Annotated in this window: 14 protein-coding genes; 5 read left to right on the top strand and 9 right to left on the bottom strand. The window is 72.0% G+C overall.

What is annotated here, in order from left to right:
- The first annotated feature begins 13 nt into the window (after nt 1–13).
- Complete coding sequence (locus ACTWNK_RS41815) at nt 14–2821, top strand: AfsR/SARP family transcriptional regulator (RefSeq protein ID WP_474310609.1); 2808 nt, start codon at nt 14–16, stop codon at nt 2819–2821.
- Between the two features lie 23 nt (nt 2822–2844).
- Here ACTWNK_RS41815 and katG read toward each other — a convergent pair whose 3' ends face one another.
- The 7 genes from katG to ACTWNK_RS41780 form a co-directional block, all read right to left on the bottom strand.
- Nucleotides 2845–5073: a catalase/peroxidase HPI gene (gene katG, locus ACTWNK_RS41810; protein WP_474310607.1), complete on the bottom strand. Its 2229-nt coding sequence runs from the start codon at nt 5071–5073 to the stop codon at nt 2845–2847.
- Between the two features lie 31 nt (nt 5074–5104).
- Nucleotides 5105–5545: a Fur family transcriptional regulator gene (locus tag ACTWNK_RS41805; protein ID WP_474310606.1), complete on the bottom strand. Its 441-nt coding sequence runs from the start codon at nt 5543–5545 to the stop codon at nt 5105–5107.
- A 146-nt stretch (nt 5546–5691) separates the two neighbouring features.
- The gene (locus ACTWNK_RS41800) at nt 5692–6957 is read right to left on the bottom strand and encodes a glycosyltransferase (RefSeq protein ID WP_474310605.1); all 1266 of its coding nucleotides are present in this window, start codon (nt 6955–6957) and stop codon (nt 5692–5694) included.
- Nucleotides 6950–7555 (bottom strand): TetR/AcrR family transcriptional regulator, encoded by a 606-nt coding sequence (locus tag ACTWNK_RS41795; RefSeq protein WP_474310604.1) that lies wholly within the window; start codon nt 7553–7555, stop codon nt 6950–6952. The genes ACTWNK_RS41800 and ACTWNK_RS41795 overlap by 8 nt, the downstream gene beginning before the upstream one ends.
- Nucleotides 7556–7608: 53 nt before the next feature.
- On the bottom strand, nt 7609–8052 hold the full coding sequence (locus ACTWNK_RS41790) for a hypothetical protein (RefSeq protein ID WP_474310603.1): 444 nt from the start codon (nt 8050–8052) through the stop codon (nt 7609–7611).
- 11 nt (nt 8053–8063) lie between these two features.
- Nucleotides 8064–9266, bottom strand: a complete 1203-nt coding sequence (locus tag ACTWNK_RS41785) for a phage baseplate protein (protein ID WP_474310601.1) — start codon at nt 9264–9266, stop codon at nt 8064–8066.
- 39 nt (nt 9267–9305) lie between these two features.
- Nucleotides 9306–9959 (bottom strand): dihydrofolate reductase family protein, encoded by a 654-nt coding sequence (locus ACTWNK_RS41780; protein WP_474310599.1) that lies wholly within the window; start codon nt 9957–9959, stop codon nt 9306–9308.
- Between the two features lie 141 nt (nt 9960–10100).
- Between ACTWNK_RS41780 and ACTWNK_RS41775 the strand changes: the two genes are divergently transcribed.
- On the top strand, nt 10101–11012 hold the full coding sequence (locus tag ACTWNK_RS41775; protein WP_474310598.1) for a LysR family transcriptional regulator: 912 nt from the start codon (nt 10101–10103) through the stop codon (nt 11010–11012).
- Here ACTWNK_RS41775 and ACTWNK_RS41770 read toward each other — a convergent pair.
- Nucleotides 11009–13693, bottom strand: a complete 2685-nt coding sequence (locus ACTWNK_RS41770; protein ID WP_474310597.1) for a helix-turn-helix transcriptional regulator — start codon at nt 13691–13693, stop codon at nt 11009–11011. The two genes, ACTWNK_RS41775 and ACTWNK_RS41770, sit on opposite strands and share 4 nt — an antisense overlap.
- Nucleotides 13694–13845: 152 nt before the next feature.
- On the opposite strand from ACTWNK_RS41770, the gene ACTWNK_RS41765 reads away from it, so the two are divergent.
- The 3 genes from ACTWNK_RS41765 to ACTWNK_RS41755 are packed head-to-tail and all read left to right on the top strand — an operon-like array spanning nt 13846 to nt 16092.
- A complete protein-coding gene (locus tag ACTWNK_RS41765; RefSeq protein ID WP_474310596.1) occupies nt 13846–14736 on the top strand; it encodes an NAD-dependent epimerase/dehydratase family protein in 891 nt (296 codons plus the stop codon).
- Between the two features lie 34 nt (nt 14737–14770).
- Complete coding sequence (locus ACTWNK_RS41760) at nt 14771–15667, top strand: NAD-dependent epimerase/dehydratase family protein (RefSeq protein WP_474310594.1); 897 nt, start codon at nt 14771–14773, stop codon at nt 15665–15667.
- Nucleotides 15664–16092, top strand: a complete 429-nt coding sequence (locus ACTWNK_RS41755; RefSeq protein WP_474310592.1) for a hypothetical protein — start codon at nt 15664–15666, stop codon at nt 16090–16092. The genes ACTWNK_RS41760 and ACTWNK_RS41755 overlap by 4 nt, the downstream gene beginning before the upstream one ends.
- A 45-nt stretch (nt 16093–16137) precedes the next feature.
- On the opposite strand, the gene ACTWNK_RS41750 is transcribed toward ACTWNK_RS41755, so the two are convergent.
- Nucleotides 16138–16791 carry a class I SAM-dependent methyltransferase gene (locus tag ACTWNK_RS41750; protein WP_474310590.1) on the bottom strand — a complete coding sequence of 218 codons (654 nt, stop codon included), beginning with the start codon at nt 16789–16791 and terminating at the stop codon, nt 16138–16140.
- Nucleotides 16792–16978: the final 187 nt, after the last annotated feature.

Below are 16978 nucleotides of genomic sequence, written 5' to 3'. Positions count from 1 at the left end.
AGGTGGCGCATCCATGGAATTTCGTCTTCTGGGTCCGGTGGGGATCTGGCAGGACGGACAGCGAGTCGGCCCCGTCACCGCGCAGCAGCGGACCGTCCTGGCGATGCTCCTGCTCGAACCCGGCCGTACGGTTCCCGTCGAGCGGCTGACGACCGCACTGTGGGGCGGCGCCCCACCGGCCACCGCGCGTAACTCCGTGCAGGTCCAGGTGTCCAAACTGCGCATGCTGCTCGCCTCGGGCGAGGGCGTCGAGCTGCGTACCTTCGCGCACGGCTACAGCCTGGAGGCCGACCCCGCCCGGATCGACCTGCACCGGTTCAGGGCCCTGGTCGCCGAGGCCAAGCAGCTCGAAGGCGAGACGGCGGGCGACCGGCTGGAACAGGCCATGGCCCTGTGGCGCGGCCCCGCGCTCGGCGACGTCGCGGGCAGATGGCTGCACGACATGGTCGCGCCCGGCCTCCAGGACGAGCGCCTGGCCGTACTCGAGGAGCACGCCCTGCTCGAACTGCGGGCCGGACGGCACGACAAGGTGGTCGCCGACCTGACCGCCCTGCACGCCGAGCACGCCCTCAGGGAGCGGCTGGCCGTCCTGCTGCTGTCGGCACTGGCCCTGTCAGGCAGACGCGCCGACGCCCTGGAGCTGTTCCGGCGGGTACGGCAGAGCTTCGCCGACGAACTCGGCATCGAACCAGGCGACGCCCTGCAGCAGGCGCACCAGGACGTCCTCAACGGCAGACCGGTCGCCACCCTGACCGCGGGACCCCTCCCAGCCGAACCGCCGGACGGGCCGATCCCGAGACAGCTGCCTCCCGGCACCGACCACTTCACCGGCCGCGCGGCCGAACTCGCCCTGCTCGACACCCTGCTGCGCGGTCCCGGCGACCCGGCGTCCGGCGCTCCGGCCGTCGGCCTCATCACCGGCAGCGGCGGCGTCGGCAAGACCGCGCTCGCCGTGCAATGGGCGCACACCGTACGCGAGCGCTTCCCCGACGGGCAGCTGTACGTGAACCTCAGGGGGTTCGGCCCCGTCGACGAGCCGATGCCGCCTTCGGAGGCGGCCAGGCTGTGCCTGGAGGCGCTGAGCTTCTCGCCCGCCCAGATCCCGCACACGCTCCAGGCGCGCGTGGGCCTGCTGCGGACCAAGATGGCCGGGCGCCGCATCCTGCTGCTGCTGGACAACGCCCGCGACGCCGACCAGGTCAGAGCCCTGCTGCCGAACTCCTCCGGCTGCCTGATCCTGGTGACGAGCAGGCACGAGCTCGGCGGCCTGGTCGCACTCGACGGCGCACTGCCGGTGCCGCTCGCCCTGCTGCCCGACGCCCAGGCCCGCGAGCTCGTCGTCCGCAGGGTGGGCATCGGCAGGGCGAGTGCGGAGAGCGAGGCGGTCGAGGACATCGTCGCGCTGTGCGACGGCCTGCCGCTGACCCTGGCCATCGTGCTGGCCAGGGCGGTCACCAGACCGGCCATCGCCCTGCGCCAGGTGCTGGACGAGCTCGGCGTCGCGGGCAGCAGGCTGGACGCCTTCGACGGCGGCGACGCGAGCACCGATCTGCGCGCGGTGTTCTCCTGGTCCTACCTGGCGCTCAGCGAGGAGGCGGCCAGGCTGTTCCGCCTGCTCGGACTGCACCTGGGCACCGACCTGACCGCCGCCGCGGCGGCCAGCCTCGCCCGCGTGCCGCTGGAGCGGGCCCGCCGCCTGCTGACCGAGCTGACCAGGGCGAGCCTGCTGACCATGGTGTCGGCCGAGCGTTACGTCTGCCACGACCTGGTCTGGGCCTACACCAGGGAGCTGACCCTCGCCCACGACCCGGAGAACGTACGCGACGACGCCCTGCGCGGGCTGCTCGACCACTACCTGCACACGGCCTATCAGTGCGACAAGACGCTCAATCCGAACTACCAGCTCGCCGTGACGATCGCGCCGCCCGAAGAGCACGTGACGGTGATCCGGCCGAAGGACGACCGGGCCGCGCTGACCTGGCTGCACAGGGAGCTCGGCACGCTGGTGGCGGCCGTCGACGCGGCCAGGGCGGCGGGCTACGACGACTACGCCTGGCAGCTGCCCCGCACGCTGCGTACGTTCCTGCAGCAGTGGGGCCACTTCCACGAGCAGGCCGACCTGCACCGCATCGGCCTCGAAGCCGCGAGCAGGCTCGGCGACGTCTCGGCGATCGCCTACTGCCACTTCGGTCTCGGGCAGGCGCTCAGCAGGCTCGGCGCGTGGGAGGAGACGACCTTCCACCTCGACGCCGCACTCGACCTCTACCGGCGGCTCGGCGACAACATCGGCCAGTCGGCCGCGCACATCCACAGGGCGGTCCTGGCCACCGCGCTCGGCGACCACGAGCACGCGCTGGACAACGGCACCGCGGCCCTGGCCCTGTGCCGTGCGGTGGGGCACCGGCCGGGCGAGGGCATGGCGCTCAACAACATCGGCTGGAGCAAGGCCCAGCTCGGCAGGCGCGAGGAGGCGCTGGCGCACTGCGTCGAGGCGCTGGAGATCCTGGGCGAGATCGGCGATCCGGTCGGCGAGGCGTGCTCGCTCGACAGCCTCGGCTTCGTCTACCGGGGGCTCGGCCGCTACGACGAGGCCATCGCGCACTACGAGGCGGCGCTGGCGTTGCGGCGCGGCCAGTCCAGGTTCGACGAGACCGACGCGCTCAGCCGGCTGGCCGAGGTCATGCACGAGGGCGGCAGGACGGAGGAGGCGCGTGAGATCGTCAGGCAGGCCGAGGCGCTGCTCACCGGCTTCTCGCCCGACCAGGCGCCCGCGACCAGGGCCAGACTGGCCGCCTTCGTCGAGGCGACCGCCTCCCACTGAGCGGGGGAGGCGGTCGCTCGGCGTCACACCAGGTCGAAGCGGTCGAGGTCCATGACCTTGGCCCAGGCGGCGACGAAGTCCGTCACGAACTTCTGCGCGGCGTCGTCGCTGGCGTAGACCTCGGCGAGCGCGCGCAGCTCGGCGTTCGAGCCGAACACCAGGTCGGCCCGGCTCCCGGTCCACCTGACGGCGCCGGTGGCGTCGCGCCCCTCGAAGACGTTGGCGTCGCCCGAGGTGGCCGACCACGTCGTGCCCAGGTCGAGCAGGTTGACGAAGAAGTCGTTCGTCAGCGTGCCCGGCCTGTCGGTGAAGGCCGAGAACGGCGTCTGCTCGTGCGTGGCGCCGAGCACGCGCAGACCGCCGACGAGCACGGCCGTCTCGGGAGCGCTCAGCGACAGCAGGTTCGCCTTGTCGATCAGGAGGTACTCGGCGGGCAGCCTGGCGTCCTTGCCCAGGTAGTTGCGGAAGCCGTCGGCCGAGGGCTCAAGGGCGTGGAAGGACTCCACGTCCGTCTCCTCCTGCGAGGCGTCGACCCGGCCGGGCGTGAACGGGACCTCGACCTCGAAGCCCGCCTCCTTGGCCGCACGCTCGACGCCGACCACGCCGCCGAGCACGATCAGGTCGGCGATCGAGACGCGCTTGCCGTCGGTCCTGCCCGCGTTGAAGGCCTGCTCCACGCCTTCGAGCGCGTTGAGCACCGTCGCCAGCCGGCCGGGGTTGTTGGCCTCCCAGCCGACCTGCGGCTGCAGCCGTACGCGTCCGCCGTTGGCGCCGCCGCGCTTGTCGCTGTCGCGGTAGGAGGCGGCCGAGGCCCAGGCGGCCGAGACGAGCTGCGCGACCGTGAGGCCGGTGCCGGCGATCCGCTCCTTGAGCGCGGCGACGTCGTCGGCGTCGATGCCCTCGTAGTACGCCACGGGCAGCGGGTCCTGCCACAGCAGCACCTCGGAGGGCACCTCGGGGCCGAGGTAGCGCACGACCGGGCCCATGTCGCGGTGGGTCAGCTTGAACCACGCCCTGGCGAAGGCGTCGGCGAACTCGTCGGGGTGCTCGAGCCAGCGACGGGTGATCTGCTCGTAGATCGGGTCGACCCGCAGGGCCAGGTCGGTCGTCAGCATCGTCGGGGCGTGGCTCTTCGACGGGTCGTGCGCGTCGGGCACGGTGCCGGCGCCCGCGCCGTCCTTCGGCCGCCACTGGTCGGCGCCAGCCGGGCTCTTGAACAGCTCCCACTCGTAGCCGTAGAGGATCTCCAGGAAGGTGTTGTCCCAGGTGATCGGAGTGTTCGTCCAGATGCCCTCAAGGCCGCTGGTGATGGTGTCGCCGCCCTTGCCGCTGCCGAAGGCGTTCTTCCAGCCGAGGCCCTGGTCCTCGATCGAGGCGGACTCGGGGTCGCCGCCCACATGGTCGGCGGGGCCGGCGCCGTGGGTCTTGCCGAAGGTGTGACCGCCCGCGATGAGCGCGGCCGTCTCCTCGTCGTTCATCGCCATGCGGCGGAAGGTCTCGCGGATGTCGCGGGCCGAGGCGAGCGGGTCCGGGTTGCCGTTGGGGCCCTCGGGGTTGACGTAGATGAGGCCCATCTGGACCGCACCGAGCGGGCCTTCGAGCTCGCGGTCGCCGGTGTAGCGCTCGTCGGCGAGCCAGGTGGTCTCGGGACCCCAGTAGACGTCCTCCTCGGCCTCCCACACGTCGGCGCGACCGCCGCCGAAGCCGAACGTCGGCAGGCCCATCGTCTCCAGGGCGACATTGCCGGTGAGGATCAGCAGGTCGGCCCAGGACAGCTTCTGGCCGTACTTCTTCTTGACCGGCCACAGCAGGCGGCGGGCCTTGTCCAGGTTGGCGTTGTCGGGCCAGCTGTTGAGCGGGGCGAAACGCTGCTGACCGGCTCCGGCGCCACCTCGGCCGTCGCTGATGCGGTAGGTGCCCGCGCTGTGCCACGCCATCCTGACCATGAACGGGCCGTAGTGCCCGAAGTCGGCGGGCCACCAGTCCTGCGAGGTGGTGAGCACCTCGGCGATGTCGCGCTTGACGGCCGCGAGGTCGAGGCTCTTGAACGCCTCGGCGTAGTCGAAGTCGGCGCCGAGAGGGTTGCCGACGACCGGGTTCTTGGCCAGGATCCTCAGGTTGAGCCGCTCGGGCCACCACTGACGGTTGTCGCCGCCCTGCGTCGGGTGCGAGGCGCGCGTGTGCGCGACAGGACAGCCGTCCCCGCTCGTGGGCACGTCCTCGGTGACGAGTGCGTCGTGGTTGTCGGTCATGCGAATCCCTCCGGAATAACGATCAAAGTCCTCAAGCACTGCGGGCGCTGCTACAGCCGGAACACAGGCCCCAATAGATGACCTCGGCCTCGTCGATGGCGAAGCCGTGGTCGTCGGAGGCCGTCAGGCACGGCGCCTCGCCGACCGCACAGTCGACGTCGGCCACGGCGCCGCACGACCGGCACACGATGTGGTGGTGGTTGTCTCCCACCCGTCCTTCGAAAAGAGCCGGACTGCCAGGCGGCTCGATCCTGCGTACGAGCCGCGCGGCGGTCAGCGCGTGCAGGGCCTCGTACACGGCCTGCAACGAGATGTGGCCCACCCGATCGCGCACCCCCGAGGCGATGGCCTCCACGTCGAGATGATCGCCACCCCTGACGACCTCGAGCAACGCAACCCGCGCGGCCGTCACCCGCAGACCGGCCCCACGCAGCTCCTCGGCGGTGGTGGCGGGGGGCTGGGATGCGGTCATGCGCGCCAACCTACCGGCGTAAACACGACAAGTTCAAGAGAACGAACCATCCAAGTTTTGACAAGTCGGTGAACTCTCCGGCAGCCCGTTCCGCTTCCTCGTCATCGACGCTCTCTAGACGGCGACCATGCGACCCGCGATCGCCCTCACACGGCGGCGGCGATGCTCTCCAGTTCGGTGACCGCCCGGTCGGTGGCTGTCTCCTCGGCGATCTCGGTCGCCAGCCGTCGTGCCGCCCGGCGGAAGGACGGGTCGCCGAGCACGCGTTCGACGGCGTGGGCGATCGTGCCCGCCGAAGCGCCCTTGCGTACGGTGACACCGGCGCCCGCCTGCTCGACGCGCCTGGCGACCTCGGTCTGGTCGCGGCCCAGCGGTATGCAGACCAGCGGGACACCGGCGGCCAGCGACTTCACGACGGTCCCGTGACCGGCATGCGTGAGCGTCACGGCGGCCTGCCGCAGCGCCACGCTGTGCGCCACGGCGGTGGTGACGTGGACGTTGCGGGGCGCCGGGATCGTCGCCGGGTCCACCGCGGGCCCGGTCGTCACCAGCCCGCGCACCGGCAGGGTGCCGAGCGCCTGCGCGATCCGGGCGAGCAGCGCGCCCTGCTCCATGAACGTCGAGCTCAACCCGACCAGCACCAACGGCGCCTCCCCCTCCGGCACCTGCCCGAGGTCCGCCGCAGCCCAGGCCGGGTCGTCGAGCCGAGGACCGACATGGCGTACGTGCTCGGGGAAGCGGCGGCCCGGATAGTCGAGCGCCCGCGGCGACAGCACCAGAAAGCGGTCGATACGCGAGAACATCGGTACGACCGACTCCACCGGCGCCAGTCCGTTCGCGACCCGGGCGGCGTTGAGCGCGGGCAGCCCCTTCGACCAGGGCAGGTCGATCAGCCGTGCCACGACCTGATCGCGCAGCCGCCCCAGCCGTCCGGCGGCGGGCGCGAACCCGGGCCCGAACGGTGGCGCGCCCGGCGTGGTGAACGGATAGACGGTCGTGCCCAGCGAGACCACCGGAACCCCCGCCGCCTCACCCGCGACGATCGTGCCGAGCAGGGCGAAGTCGGTGACCAGCACATCGGCCGGATGGGCCGCCAGCTCGGCCAGCGTGTCCCTGGCGAAGTCCGCCGCGGGCCCGCACACCAGCCGGTCCCGGAGCCGGGCGAAGGCCCCCAGCGGTGTCCGGCTCTCGAACTCCTTCAGCACGTCGGTCGCCGGATCGGCGGGGTCACCGTGTGGCGCCGTCGTCCAGGCGACGGGCACGGCGCCCGTGGCGGCGACATCCGCGAGCTCCGCCGTACCGGCCAGGATGCGCACGCTGTGCCCGCGCTCGTGCAGGGCTCGGGCCACCGAGAGCACGGGGGGCACGGCTCCGCCGCCGGACCAGGTGGTGAACAGGAATCGCCTACTCATGGTGGCCCCTTCTCGGGTCGATCGCATGCAAGAGGTCGCGCATGGCTCGTTCGGCGTCCTCGCGTGACAGCTGGAGGTCGCGGCGCCAGAGCTTCCAGAGGGTGACGTCGGTGGCGGCGTAGTGCAGGTGCAGCGCGTGCTCGCGCTCGGCTCCGGCCGCCGGGAGGCGATCGGCGAACACCTGCTCCAGCCACTCCCGATGCATCCTGCGCGCCCCGGCGATGGCCCGCGCCATCGCCGGAACGCCCTCCTCGGCCGTCCAGCGCGCATTGGCGTCGCCGTGCCGTTCGTAGTCGGCGAAGAGCACCCGCACGATCGTCGCGACATCCCCGGTGGGCGCCTGCCGATCGGCGAGCACCCGCTCTCCCATCCCGTCGGCCACCGCGTCGGCCAGCCCTTCCTTGCTGCCGAACCGGTTGACGATCGTCTGGACGGAGACATCGGCCTCGACCGCGATGTCCTGCAACGTGACGTCGGAGTAGGAGCGCCGCGTCCACAGGGCCGCCGCGGCCTCCATCACCCGCGCCCGCGTCGCCTCCACGGCGGCGGCACGGGCGCCCAGGCGGTAGGGGCGTTTGGCCGCCGGACCACTTTCCATGGAGCGATAATTACATTTAATTGTGTCTCAAGTCAATCCAAATGCCGGGCAGCTCAGGACAGCACCGAGGAGAAGCCGTCGAGCCGTACCCAGGTGATGGGACTCGCGACGGTGGCGCCGAGCACGACGACGGCGCCGCTGACGTCGGCCTCCACCCGGCACACGTCCAGACCCCGGCCGGCGTCGCGATTGCGAGGACACAGGCCGCGCGTCAGCTTCGGCGCCCGCAGCCCGGCGGGCAGCGTCCCCAGCACGCCGTCGGCGCTCAAGGAAACCCGCACGGCACCACGCAACTGCAGGAAATCGGTGCCCGCGACCCTGACCACCCGTGCCTGCGGCTCCCCGCCCGCCACGGCCTTCGCCGTACCCGAAAGCCTGACGGCCTGCCAGTCGAACACCACCTCCGAAACGGAGGACCCGGCGGCGAGCACGGGCAGGGAGAGGGCGGGCAGCACGAAGGCCGCCGTGAGCACGGTACGGCGAGCAGGCGATGACATGGCGAGTTCCGTCACTTCCAAGGCGCGGTGAAGCTGTCGAGGTCGATCCAGGTCAGCGGATGGGCGGAACCGGCGCCCGAGACCCGCAGCCGCCCGGAGGGCAGCGCCTCCACCTGGCACGCGGCACGGCCGTGACTCATGTTGCGCGGTACGGCCGAGCGCACCGGCAGGCTCGGCGTCAGCCAGGGAGGCAGGTCGGCGAAGTCCGCCGCCCCGGTGAGGTCCGGGCAGCCGAGCGAGCCGCGGAGCTGGAGCTGGGTCACCCCGCCGACGCTGACCAGCCGGGCCCGCGGCACCCGCCCGCCCGTGTGCGCCGTGAACGCGCGGCCGAGCGCCAGCTCACCCCAGTCCGCCAGCACCTTCACCCCCTGGACCGGCGGATCGGAGGTGAAGGCGCACACGCTGGCCAGCCGCCCTTTCGGCGCGTCGCCGCTGAAGCCGAACAGCAACCGCGCCCGGCCCCGCCCCAGCGGTTCGACGGCGAGCCCCTCGGGTTCGCGATGCGCCAGGCCGGGCAGCGCGGTGACGGGGGTGACGACCGGAGGCCGGTCCGGATGCCGCCAGGACAGCAGCGAGATGCGCGCGTCGCCGCTCTCGTAGGAGTCCGACGGACTGCCGTTGTAGAGGTAGAGCAGATCGCCGACGGTGGCGAACCCCTGGAAGGTGCCCACGACCGACGCCGGGTGCGCGATGGTGGCGGCGGCGGTGCCCGAGACCTTGCCGGTGGCCGGGTCGACGGGATGACGGCTGTAGAAGAGGCCACCGGGCCTGCGGTGGCGAAGCGTCAGCCAGTTGCCGATCGGGTCGACGGCGGGCGCGCAGGTCAGGGTGTCGGGACCGGGGGAGTACGGCTTGGTCAGCTCGCCGGAGGCCGGGCCGATGGTCCGGCCGGGCAGATACGGGAACCTGGCCACCCTGGTTCCGAACCCCTTGCGCACGGGCGCGGTCTCGGACCACAGATGAGTACGCCCGCCGATGTGCTGTGCGCCGATCTGGTAGCCGTGGCCGAAGCCGTCCAGGTGCATCCAGTCCAGCACCTGCCCGGTGACGCGCGAGACGCGGTTGACGCACAGGTCGACGCCTCGGGGGTCGCGGAGCTGGACGAGGTACAGCTCGTGGGAGACCGGGTCAACGGCCAGCGACTGCATGGCGGGCCCGTGGTGCAGCCTCGTGTCGGCCAGCACACGCGCCCAGGGGCCGGTCAGGTCGAACATGACGGAGGTCTCCTTCGATCGGGGGAGGGGCGACGGTCCTCAGGCGACGTCCTCCTTGCCGTCGCTCACCGTGAACTCGCCCGCCCCCGCGGTGCCGAACGCACTTTGACGCAGGGTCAGCACGACCGCGCCCGACCCTCCGTCGACCACCTCGGCCTCGGTGACCCGGTACGTCGCCGGGACCGCGCCGTCGGCGAACAGCCGCTTGCCCTCGCCCACGACCACCGGCACCTGGATCAGCCGGTAGAGGTCGACGAGCCCGGCGTCGTGCAGGGTGCGGGCCAGCCGCCAGCTGCCGTGCACCTGCAGCTCGCCGCCGGGCTGCTCCTTGAGCTTGCGCACCTGGTCGAGGACGTCGCCGCGCAGCACCGTCGTACGGCCCCACGCCGCCTGCTCGTCCGACAACGTGTCGCTGACGACGTACTTCTGCCAGGTGTTGAGCGCCGTGGCCACGATGTTGTCCGGCTCGGTCACCTGCGACCAGTACCCGCGCATCATCTCGAACGTGGTACGGCCCAGCAGGATGGCGTCCGCCTTGCCGAACCATCCGGCGACGGCGTTCAGCTGGCCGTCCATGCTGTGCGGCACCAGCCAGCCGCCTCGGTCGAAGCCGTCGCTCTGGTCCTCGGTGCGGCCGCCGGGCCCCTGCATGACACCGTCGAGGCTGACGAAGGTGTTGACGCTGATCTCCATGGTGTGGCTCCTGTCTCGGTTCGTGATGATCCGCGTGGGCGGACCCCTGCCAACGATGGACCGGGCGCCTGACCGGGAAAAAGAGCAGATTTCGCAACAGTCGTTAAGCTGGCGATTAATGGTCATGTAGGAGTTATCAAGGTGGAACAGCGCGATATCGAGATCTTCCTGACGGTCGCCGAGGAGCTGCACTTCGGCCGGGCCGCCGACCGGTTGACGGTGTCCACGGCACGGGTCAGCCAGACGATCAAGAAGCTCGAACGCCTGCTCGGCTTCCCCCTGTTCGACCGGACCACCCGCAGGGTGACGCTGACACCGGCAGGGGAGAGGTTCGACGCCGACCTGCGTCCCGCCTACGCCCGTACCCAGCAGGTGATCGCCGAGGCGATCGCGGCCGGCCGTGGACTGCGCGGGGTGGTGCGGGTCGGGATGCTGCCCAGCAACGCCTACGACCTTCGCCCGTTCTGGGAGACCTTCCGCGCCAGGCACCCCCAGTGGGAGCTGCAGATCAGGCACAACCCGTTCGTCGACGCCTTCGCGGCCCTGCGCAGGGGCGATGTCGACGTGCTCGTCGCCTGGCTGCCCGTCGAGGAGCCCGACTTCACCGTCGGCCCGGTCGTCTTCACCGAGCCCCGCGTGCTGCTGGTGGCCGCCGACCACTGCCTGGCCGTACGGGGCACGTCGGTGTCGAGCGAGGCGCTGGGCGACTTCCCGGTCCTGGACGGCCGGGTGAACGGCAGGCGCAACGTCCCCGAGTACTGGGAGGACGTCTTCACGCCCTTCCACACGCCCAAAGGCCGCCGGGTCGAGCGGGGAGCGCAGTCGGTCGCGACGCTGGAGGACATCTTCACACTGGTCGGCGCCGGGCAGGCCGTACAGCCGCTGAGCGCGCACGCCACCCGCTACCACGCCAGGCCGGACGTCGCCTACCTGCTCATGCGCGACAGCCCGCCCGCCCGGTGGGGCCTGGTCTGGCGCAGCGAGGCCGAGAACGAGCGGGTACGCGCGCTCGCCAGGGTGGTGGGCGACCTGGGCCCCAAGGTGAGCGCCTAGCCGAGACGAAGGGTGGCGAGCTCCGTGCGCGTCGACACCTGGAGCTTGGGGAAGGCCCGGTAGAGGTGGTGGCCGACGGTCTTGGGACTGAGGAAGAGCTGGGCGCCGATCTCCTTGTTCGTCGCGCCGGTCGCCGCCAGCCGGACGACCTGGAGCTCCTGAGGCGTGAGCAGGCCCGCCGGATCGGTGCCGGAAGGCTGGATGGCGCCCTCACCGGCGGCTCGCAGCTCGGCACGGGCGCGCTCGGCCCAGGGCTTCGCGCCGAGCCGTTCGAACGTTTCGAGCGCGTCGCGCAGCCTGGCCCTCGCCTCGCTCTTACGGCGTTCGCGGCGCAGCCATTCGCCGTACACCAGGTGGGTACGCGCCCGGTCGAACAGCCTGCGCTCGTCGCCCGCGTGCAGCTCGACGGCCTGGAGGAAGGCCGCCTCCGAGCCGTTCAGCAGGGCCAGGCACCGCAGCAGCAGCGCACGCGACCAGTCGGCGGGCACCACACGCGCCCACCACTCGACGGCGGCCATCGGCTCCGCCGCGCGTTCGGGCTGCCCGGCCCTGACCGCGGCCTCCACCTGGTCGGCGGCCATCAGCAGGACGTTGCCGCGGCAGGGGCCGATGTCGCGCAAGGCGGTCTCCATGCGGTCGAGCGCGGCCTCGTTGCGACCGAGCCCCAGCTCCAGCAGGGCGAGCGCCCATTCGCCGCGTACCGCCGACACCGTGTTGGACTCGGCGGCGAACGTGCTCAGACTGCGCCCGGCCAGCTCGCGGCAGCGCTCCTCGTCGCCGTCGACCGCGGCCACGAAGGCCAGGATCATGTCGGCCTGGGCGACCCGGCTCGGCTGCCCGGTGTCCCTGGCGACCTGGGCGCCTTCGGCGGCGGCGGAAGCGGCGTCGCGGAAGCGGCCGACGTTGGCCTCGGCCAGGGCCAGCGTGCACAGCACCGGCGGCAGCCAGCCCACCATGCCGTGGGTACGGCACTCGTCGGCCAGGGCGACGACGATCTCCCTCGCGGTGTCGAAGTCGCCGACGAGCTGGGCCAGCAGGGAGAGGCTGAGCCGCAGCGAGGTCAGGCCCGGCCGGATGTCACGGCCTTCGGCCACGATCCGCCCCAGCAGCGCCACCCCGCTCTCGGCGTCGTCGGAGAGCAGCCCGACCAGCCCTGTGGCGATCTGGAGGTGCATCTGCCGTGCGGCGTCCTGCGGCAGCTCGGCCAGCCTCCTGTGGGTGAGGACGACCCCTTCGGCCCTGCCGATCGTCCAGGCCGCCCTCGCCGCGTCGACCAGCATGGCCGCCGCCAGGTCCGGGTCGTGCCCGGCGACGCCTTCCGCCGCCGCGATCAGGACGTCGTAGGCCGATTCCAGCGAACCGTGCTCGAACTCGATCCATGAGCGCACTCCGGCCAGCCGCGCCGCCTCGCTGACGTTCAGCGGCAGGCGCTGGGCCTGCTCGGCCAGCCGCAGCGCCCGGTCGGGCTGTCCCGCGTCGACGGCCGTCTCCGCCGCCGTGACCAGCCGCCGCGCCCGCGCCCCGTCCTCGGGCGTGAGCCTGGCCGACCGCTCCAGCGCCGTCACCGCCGTGGCGTACCCGGTCCGCAGCCTCGCCCGTACGGCTACCGCCTCCAGCTCGGCGGCGACCCGCTCGTCCGGCCCGGCCGTGGCCGCCGCCCGGTGCCAGGCGATCCGGTCGGGATCGCTCAGCCGGGCGGCGATCGCCGCGTGCGCGACCATCCGCCGGGTGAAGGAGGCGCCCTGGTAGGCCGCCGCCCGGATCAGCGGATGCCTGAACGCGATCGAGTGATGGGAGACCGTCACCAGGCCGATCTCCTCGGCCTCGGCCAGCGACTCGGCCGACAGACCGAGATCGGCCATGGCGTGCAGGACCGTGTCCAGCTCGTCGGTCTCCTGCGCGGCTGCCACCAGCAGGGCCGTCCTGGTGTGCTCGGGCAGCCCGGCGATCCGCTGCCGGTAGGCCTCCTGCAGCCGGCGCGGCAGCGGCAGCGGCCCGACCGCCAGGGAGTCGACGTCGGCATGCGCCAGCTCGCGCAGGGCCAGGGGGTTGCCCGCGGCCTCGGCCAGCACCCGGTCGCGTGCCCCCGGTTCGAGGTCGGGCGCGTGCTCGGCGAGCAGGTCGCGCGAGGCGTTCCGGCTCAGCGCCGCCAGCCGGAGCTCGGGCAGTCCGGGCGCCACGAGCTCCTCCCGCCCGGCGAACAGCAGCACGACTCCCTCGGCGGCCAGCCGCCTGGCGGCGAACAGCAGCGCTTCGAGCGAGGGCTGGTCGAGCCACTGAGCGTCGTCGACCAGGCAGAGCACCGGCCCCGCGGCAGCCGCGTCGGCCAGCAGCGACAGTGCGGCCAGCCCGACGAGGAAGCGATCGGCGCCCCCCGGCGCGGCCAGCCCGAACGCCGCCCGCAACGCATCGGCCTGCGGTACGGCGAGCGCGTCGACCCCTTCACGCACCGGCGACAGCAGCAGGTGCAGCGCGGCGAAAGGCAGCTCGGACTCGCTCTCGATCCCGGTGCACCGCAGGAGGGTGAAGCCGCCCGATGCGAGGCGTGCGGCGTGCTCCATGAGCGCGGTCTTACCGCCGCCGGGCTCGCCGATGACGACCAGGGCCGAGCTGTGACCGTCTTCGGCCTCTGACAGGAGCCGTGCGATGTGTTGCTGTTCCGATTGCCTGCCGTGAAGCACGTGCAGAACCTAATTCACGCACACGACGCCTCACAACCTGAGAGCAGGGCAATTGCCCGATACCGCAGGCCGTCGCCCGCTCCTAACGTGGTGACCGGCCGAAGCCGGACACGGCATCCAGACACGGAAGACATCGAAGGAGCAGCACCACCATGAGAGTCATCCTCGCCGGTGCGAGCGGCGCCGTCGGAGCCCCCCTCACCCGGGCGCTCCTCGCCGCGGGCCACGACGTCGTCGCCCTCACCCGCCGCGGCGGCGACACTCTGACCGATGGCGTCGAACCGCTGGTCGGCGACGCTCTGGACCGCGACGGCCTGCTGAAGGCGGCCGACGGCCTGCGCGCCGACGCCGTGATCCACGAGCTGACCGCACTGAAGAAGGCGCCCATGCGGCACAAGGACATGGCCGCCACCAACCGCCTGCGCGTCGAAGGCACGGCCAACCTGGTCGAACTGGCCCGGCGGACAGGCGCCACCCGCTTCCTGACCCAGTCGATGATCTTCGGGTACGGCTACGGCGACCTGGGGGAGCGGCCACTGACCGAGAACGACCCGTTCGGCAAGCCGGGATTCGGCCGATTCGACCAGCACATCGCCGCCATGCACAGCACCGAGCAGCAGGCGTACGCGATCGGCGGCATCGCCCTGCGCTACGGCATCTTCTACGGCGCCGACGGCGATCCGACCATCGACTCCGTACGGCAGGGCAAACTGCCGGTGCCGCACGGCGGGCTCATGTCCAGGATCCACGTCGTCGACGCCGCCGCCGCCACCGTGGCCGCCCTCGAACACGGCCGCCCCGGCCAGGCGTACAACATCGTCGACGACCTGCCCGCCTCCTTCCGCGACTACTACGTGGCGGTCGCGTCCCGCATCGGCGCTCCGACACCCCGCGCCGTTCCCGGCTGGTTCCTGCGGGCGATGCCGTACATCCACGCCGTCATGACCGGCACCTACCGGCTGTCCAACGCGAAGGCCAAGGCGGAACTGGGGTGGACTCCGGCGATGAGCACGTACCGGGACGGGATCGAGGGGCTGAGGTGAGGGTCCTGTTCGGGCGTATGGCCGAGTGCCTGACATGAGGGTCCTGCTGGCCGGTGCCACGGGGGCCATCGGCAGGCCGCTGACCCGCGCGCTGACGACCGCCGGGCACGAGGTGCTCGCCCTCGTCCGCACCGAGACCGCCGAGGCGACGGCCACCGGGCTCGGCGCCAAGCCCGTACGAGCCGACGCACTGGACCGCGACGCCCTGCTCCACGCGGTGGCAGGCCTGTCCGCCGACGCCGTCGTCCACCAGCTCACCTCCCTGAGCAGACCCAGACGCACCCTGGACGCGAACGACCCCAACACCCTCCTGCGCAGCCGGGGAACCGCACACCTGCTGGAGGCGGCCGAGTCGCTGGGCGCCACCCGGTTCGTCACCCAGTCGATGGCGCTCGGCTACGGCTACACCGACCACGGCCGCACCGTACTCACCGAGGAGGCGCCCTTCGCCGTCGCCCGGGGCACGGTCGCCGACTTCGTCCTCGACGGCCTGCGCTCGACCGAGCACCAGGTCCTGTCCGCACGCCACCTGGACGGCATCGCCCTGCGCTACGGCCTGTTCCACGGGCCCGGCACCTGGTTCGACCCGCGTCCGGGCAGCCGTTCCACGCCCGTGCCGTGGAACGGCGGCGGCCTGGTCCCGTGGATCCACACCGCCGACGCGGCCGACGCCACCGTCGCCGCCCTGGAACACGGCCGTCCGGGCGAGGCGTACAACATCGTCGCCGACCACTCCACGACCTGGGGCGACATGGCCAAAGCCACCGCCTCGGCCCGAGGCCGCCTCCCCTTACGCCTGCCCGGCCCCCTGCTCCGCCGCCTCGTCCCCTACCTGGGCGCCTTGATGATCGACACCACCCTGCACGTCTCCAACGACAAGGCCCGCCACGACCTCACCTGGCGCCCGCGCGCCGGAATCGACACCCCATGACCACCTTCGTACGCCTCACCGTCCTGCTCTCCGCCGCCTCCATGCTCACCACCGGCATCTGGGCCAGACTCTCCCCCGCCACCTTCGCCGCTTTCACCAACTGGCCCAACCACCTCCATTTCCTGCACGACGCCGGCGTTTTCCAGATCGGCATCGGGCTGACACTGCTGGCTGCTTTGTGGTGCCGGGATGTGGTCGCCACCGTGTTGGGCGGGTTCTTGGTCACCAATACGTTCCATGCGGCCAATCACGTTCTGGATCTGCCGTTGGGAGGGAATGTGTGGGATGCGTGGGGGCTGGGGGCTGTGTCGTTGGTCGCGGCGGCGGGGCTGGTGGCACGCTTGAGGTGGAGGCGCCGGGGGACCGAGGGGGGCGCCCGGAACGCGAAAGTCGTGACCGCCCGCCGAGGCACTCCTGGTACGTGAGGGGCGGCGCGGTACGTGCCGACGGGAGCCGCCGTGCCGGTGCCTCTAGCGCGGGCGTGCCACGCCGAGGACGTGGGGGACGCGGTGATAGTCGAACCTTTCGAGCCGTTCGATCCCGAAACCGGCCCGCTCGATGCACGCCATGGTGTCGCGTGCCGGGCGGCAGCCGCCCGAGGCCCGTGACCAGACCGGGGTCGCCAGGGTCTCGGCCAGGGCGAGGAACGGGTTGCCGGATCGCTGGTGCTCGTAGAAGCGAAGCTGCCCGCCCGGTCGCAGCACACGCCGTACCTCGGCCAGCGCCTGCGCCGGACGGGCCGCACAGCAAAGGATCAGCGAGCAGACCACGGCATCGCACGACGCCTCCGCAACGGGCAGCCGGGTGAGATCGCCGTCGATCACGCTGACCGGCACCGGAAGATCCTGCGCCGTGTGCTCGGCCATGGCCCGCAGGAACGGGTCGGGCTCCACCAGGACGATCCGTTCGACGCCGACGCCGGCCGGGTAGCAGGCCAGCTTGACGCCGTCACCGGCCCCCAGCTCCAGGACGGTGCCCGTCAGGCCGGAGAGCAGCTGCGCTCGTTGCCTGGTGGGTCGTGACATCTCGCGAACCGGCCGCGGGTGATGGAACTGCTCCATGCCCCGGCCCTGGATCGTCCGGGTATCCGGGGGTTGGCCGCGCTCGGGGGTACGCACCGTCATCGCTCCTCCTACGGGTGACGGCTCCCACTCTCAAGCACCCCTCCACCTGCGACCGTCGCTCATACGAGATACCTGCGCGCCTGACCTCGATCCCTACGCATCCTTGATGCCGCATGCGCCGTACTGACCGGATCGAGGCACGCCCCGGCCGTCGGCACGCTGCGCCATCCCCGACACGCGGCGAGTG

Source organism: Nonomuraea sp. IBHARD001, assembly GCF_056106265.1.
This window is presented reverse-complemented; position numbering and strand designations above follow the sequence as displayed.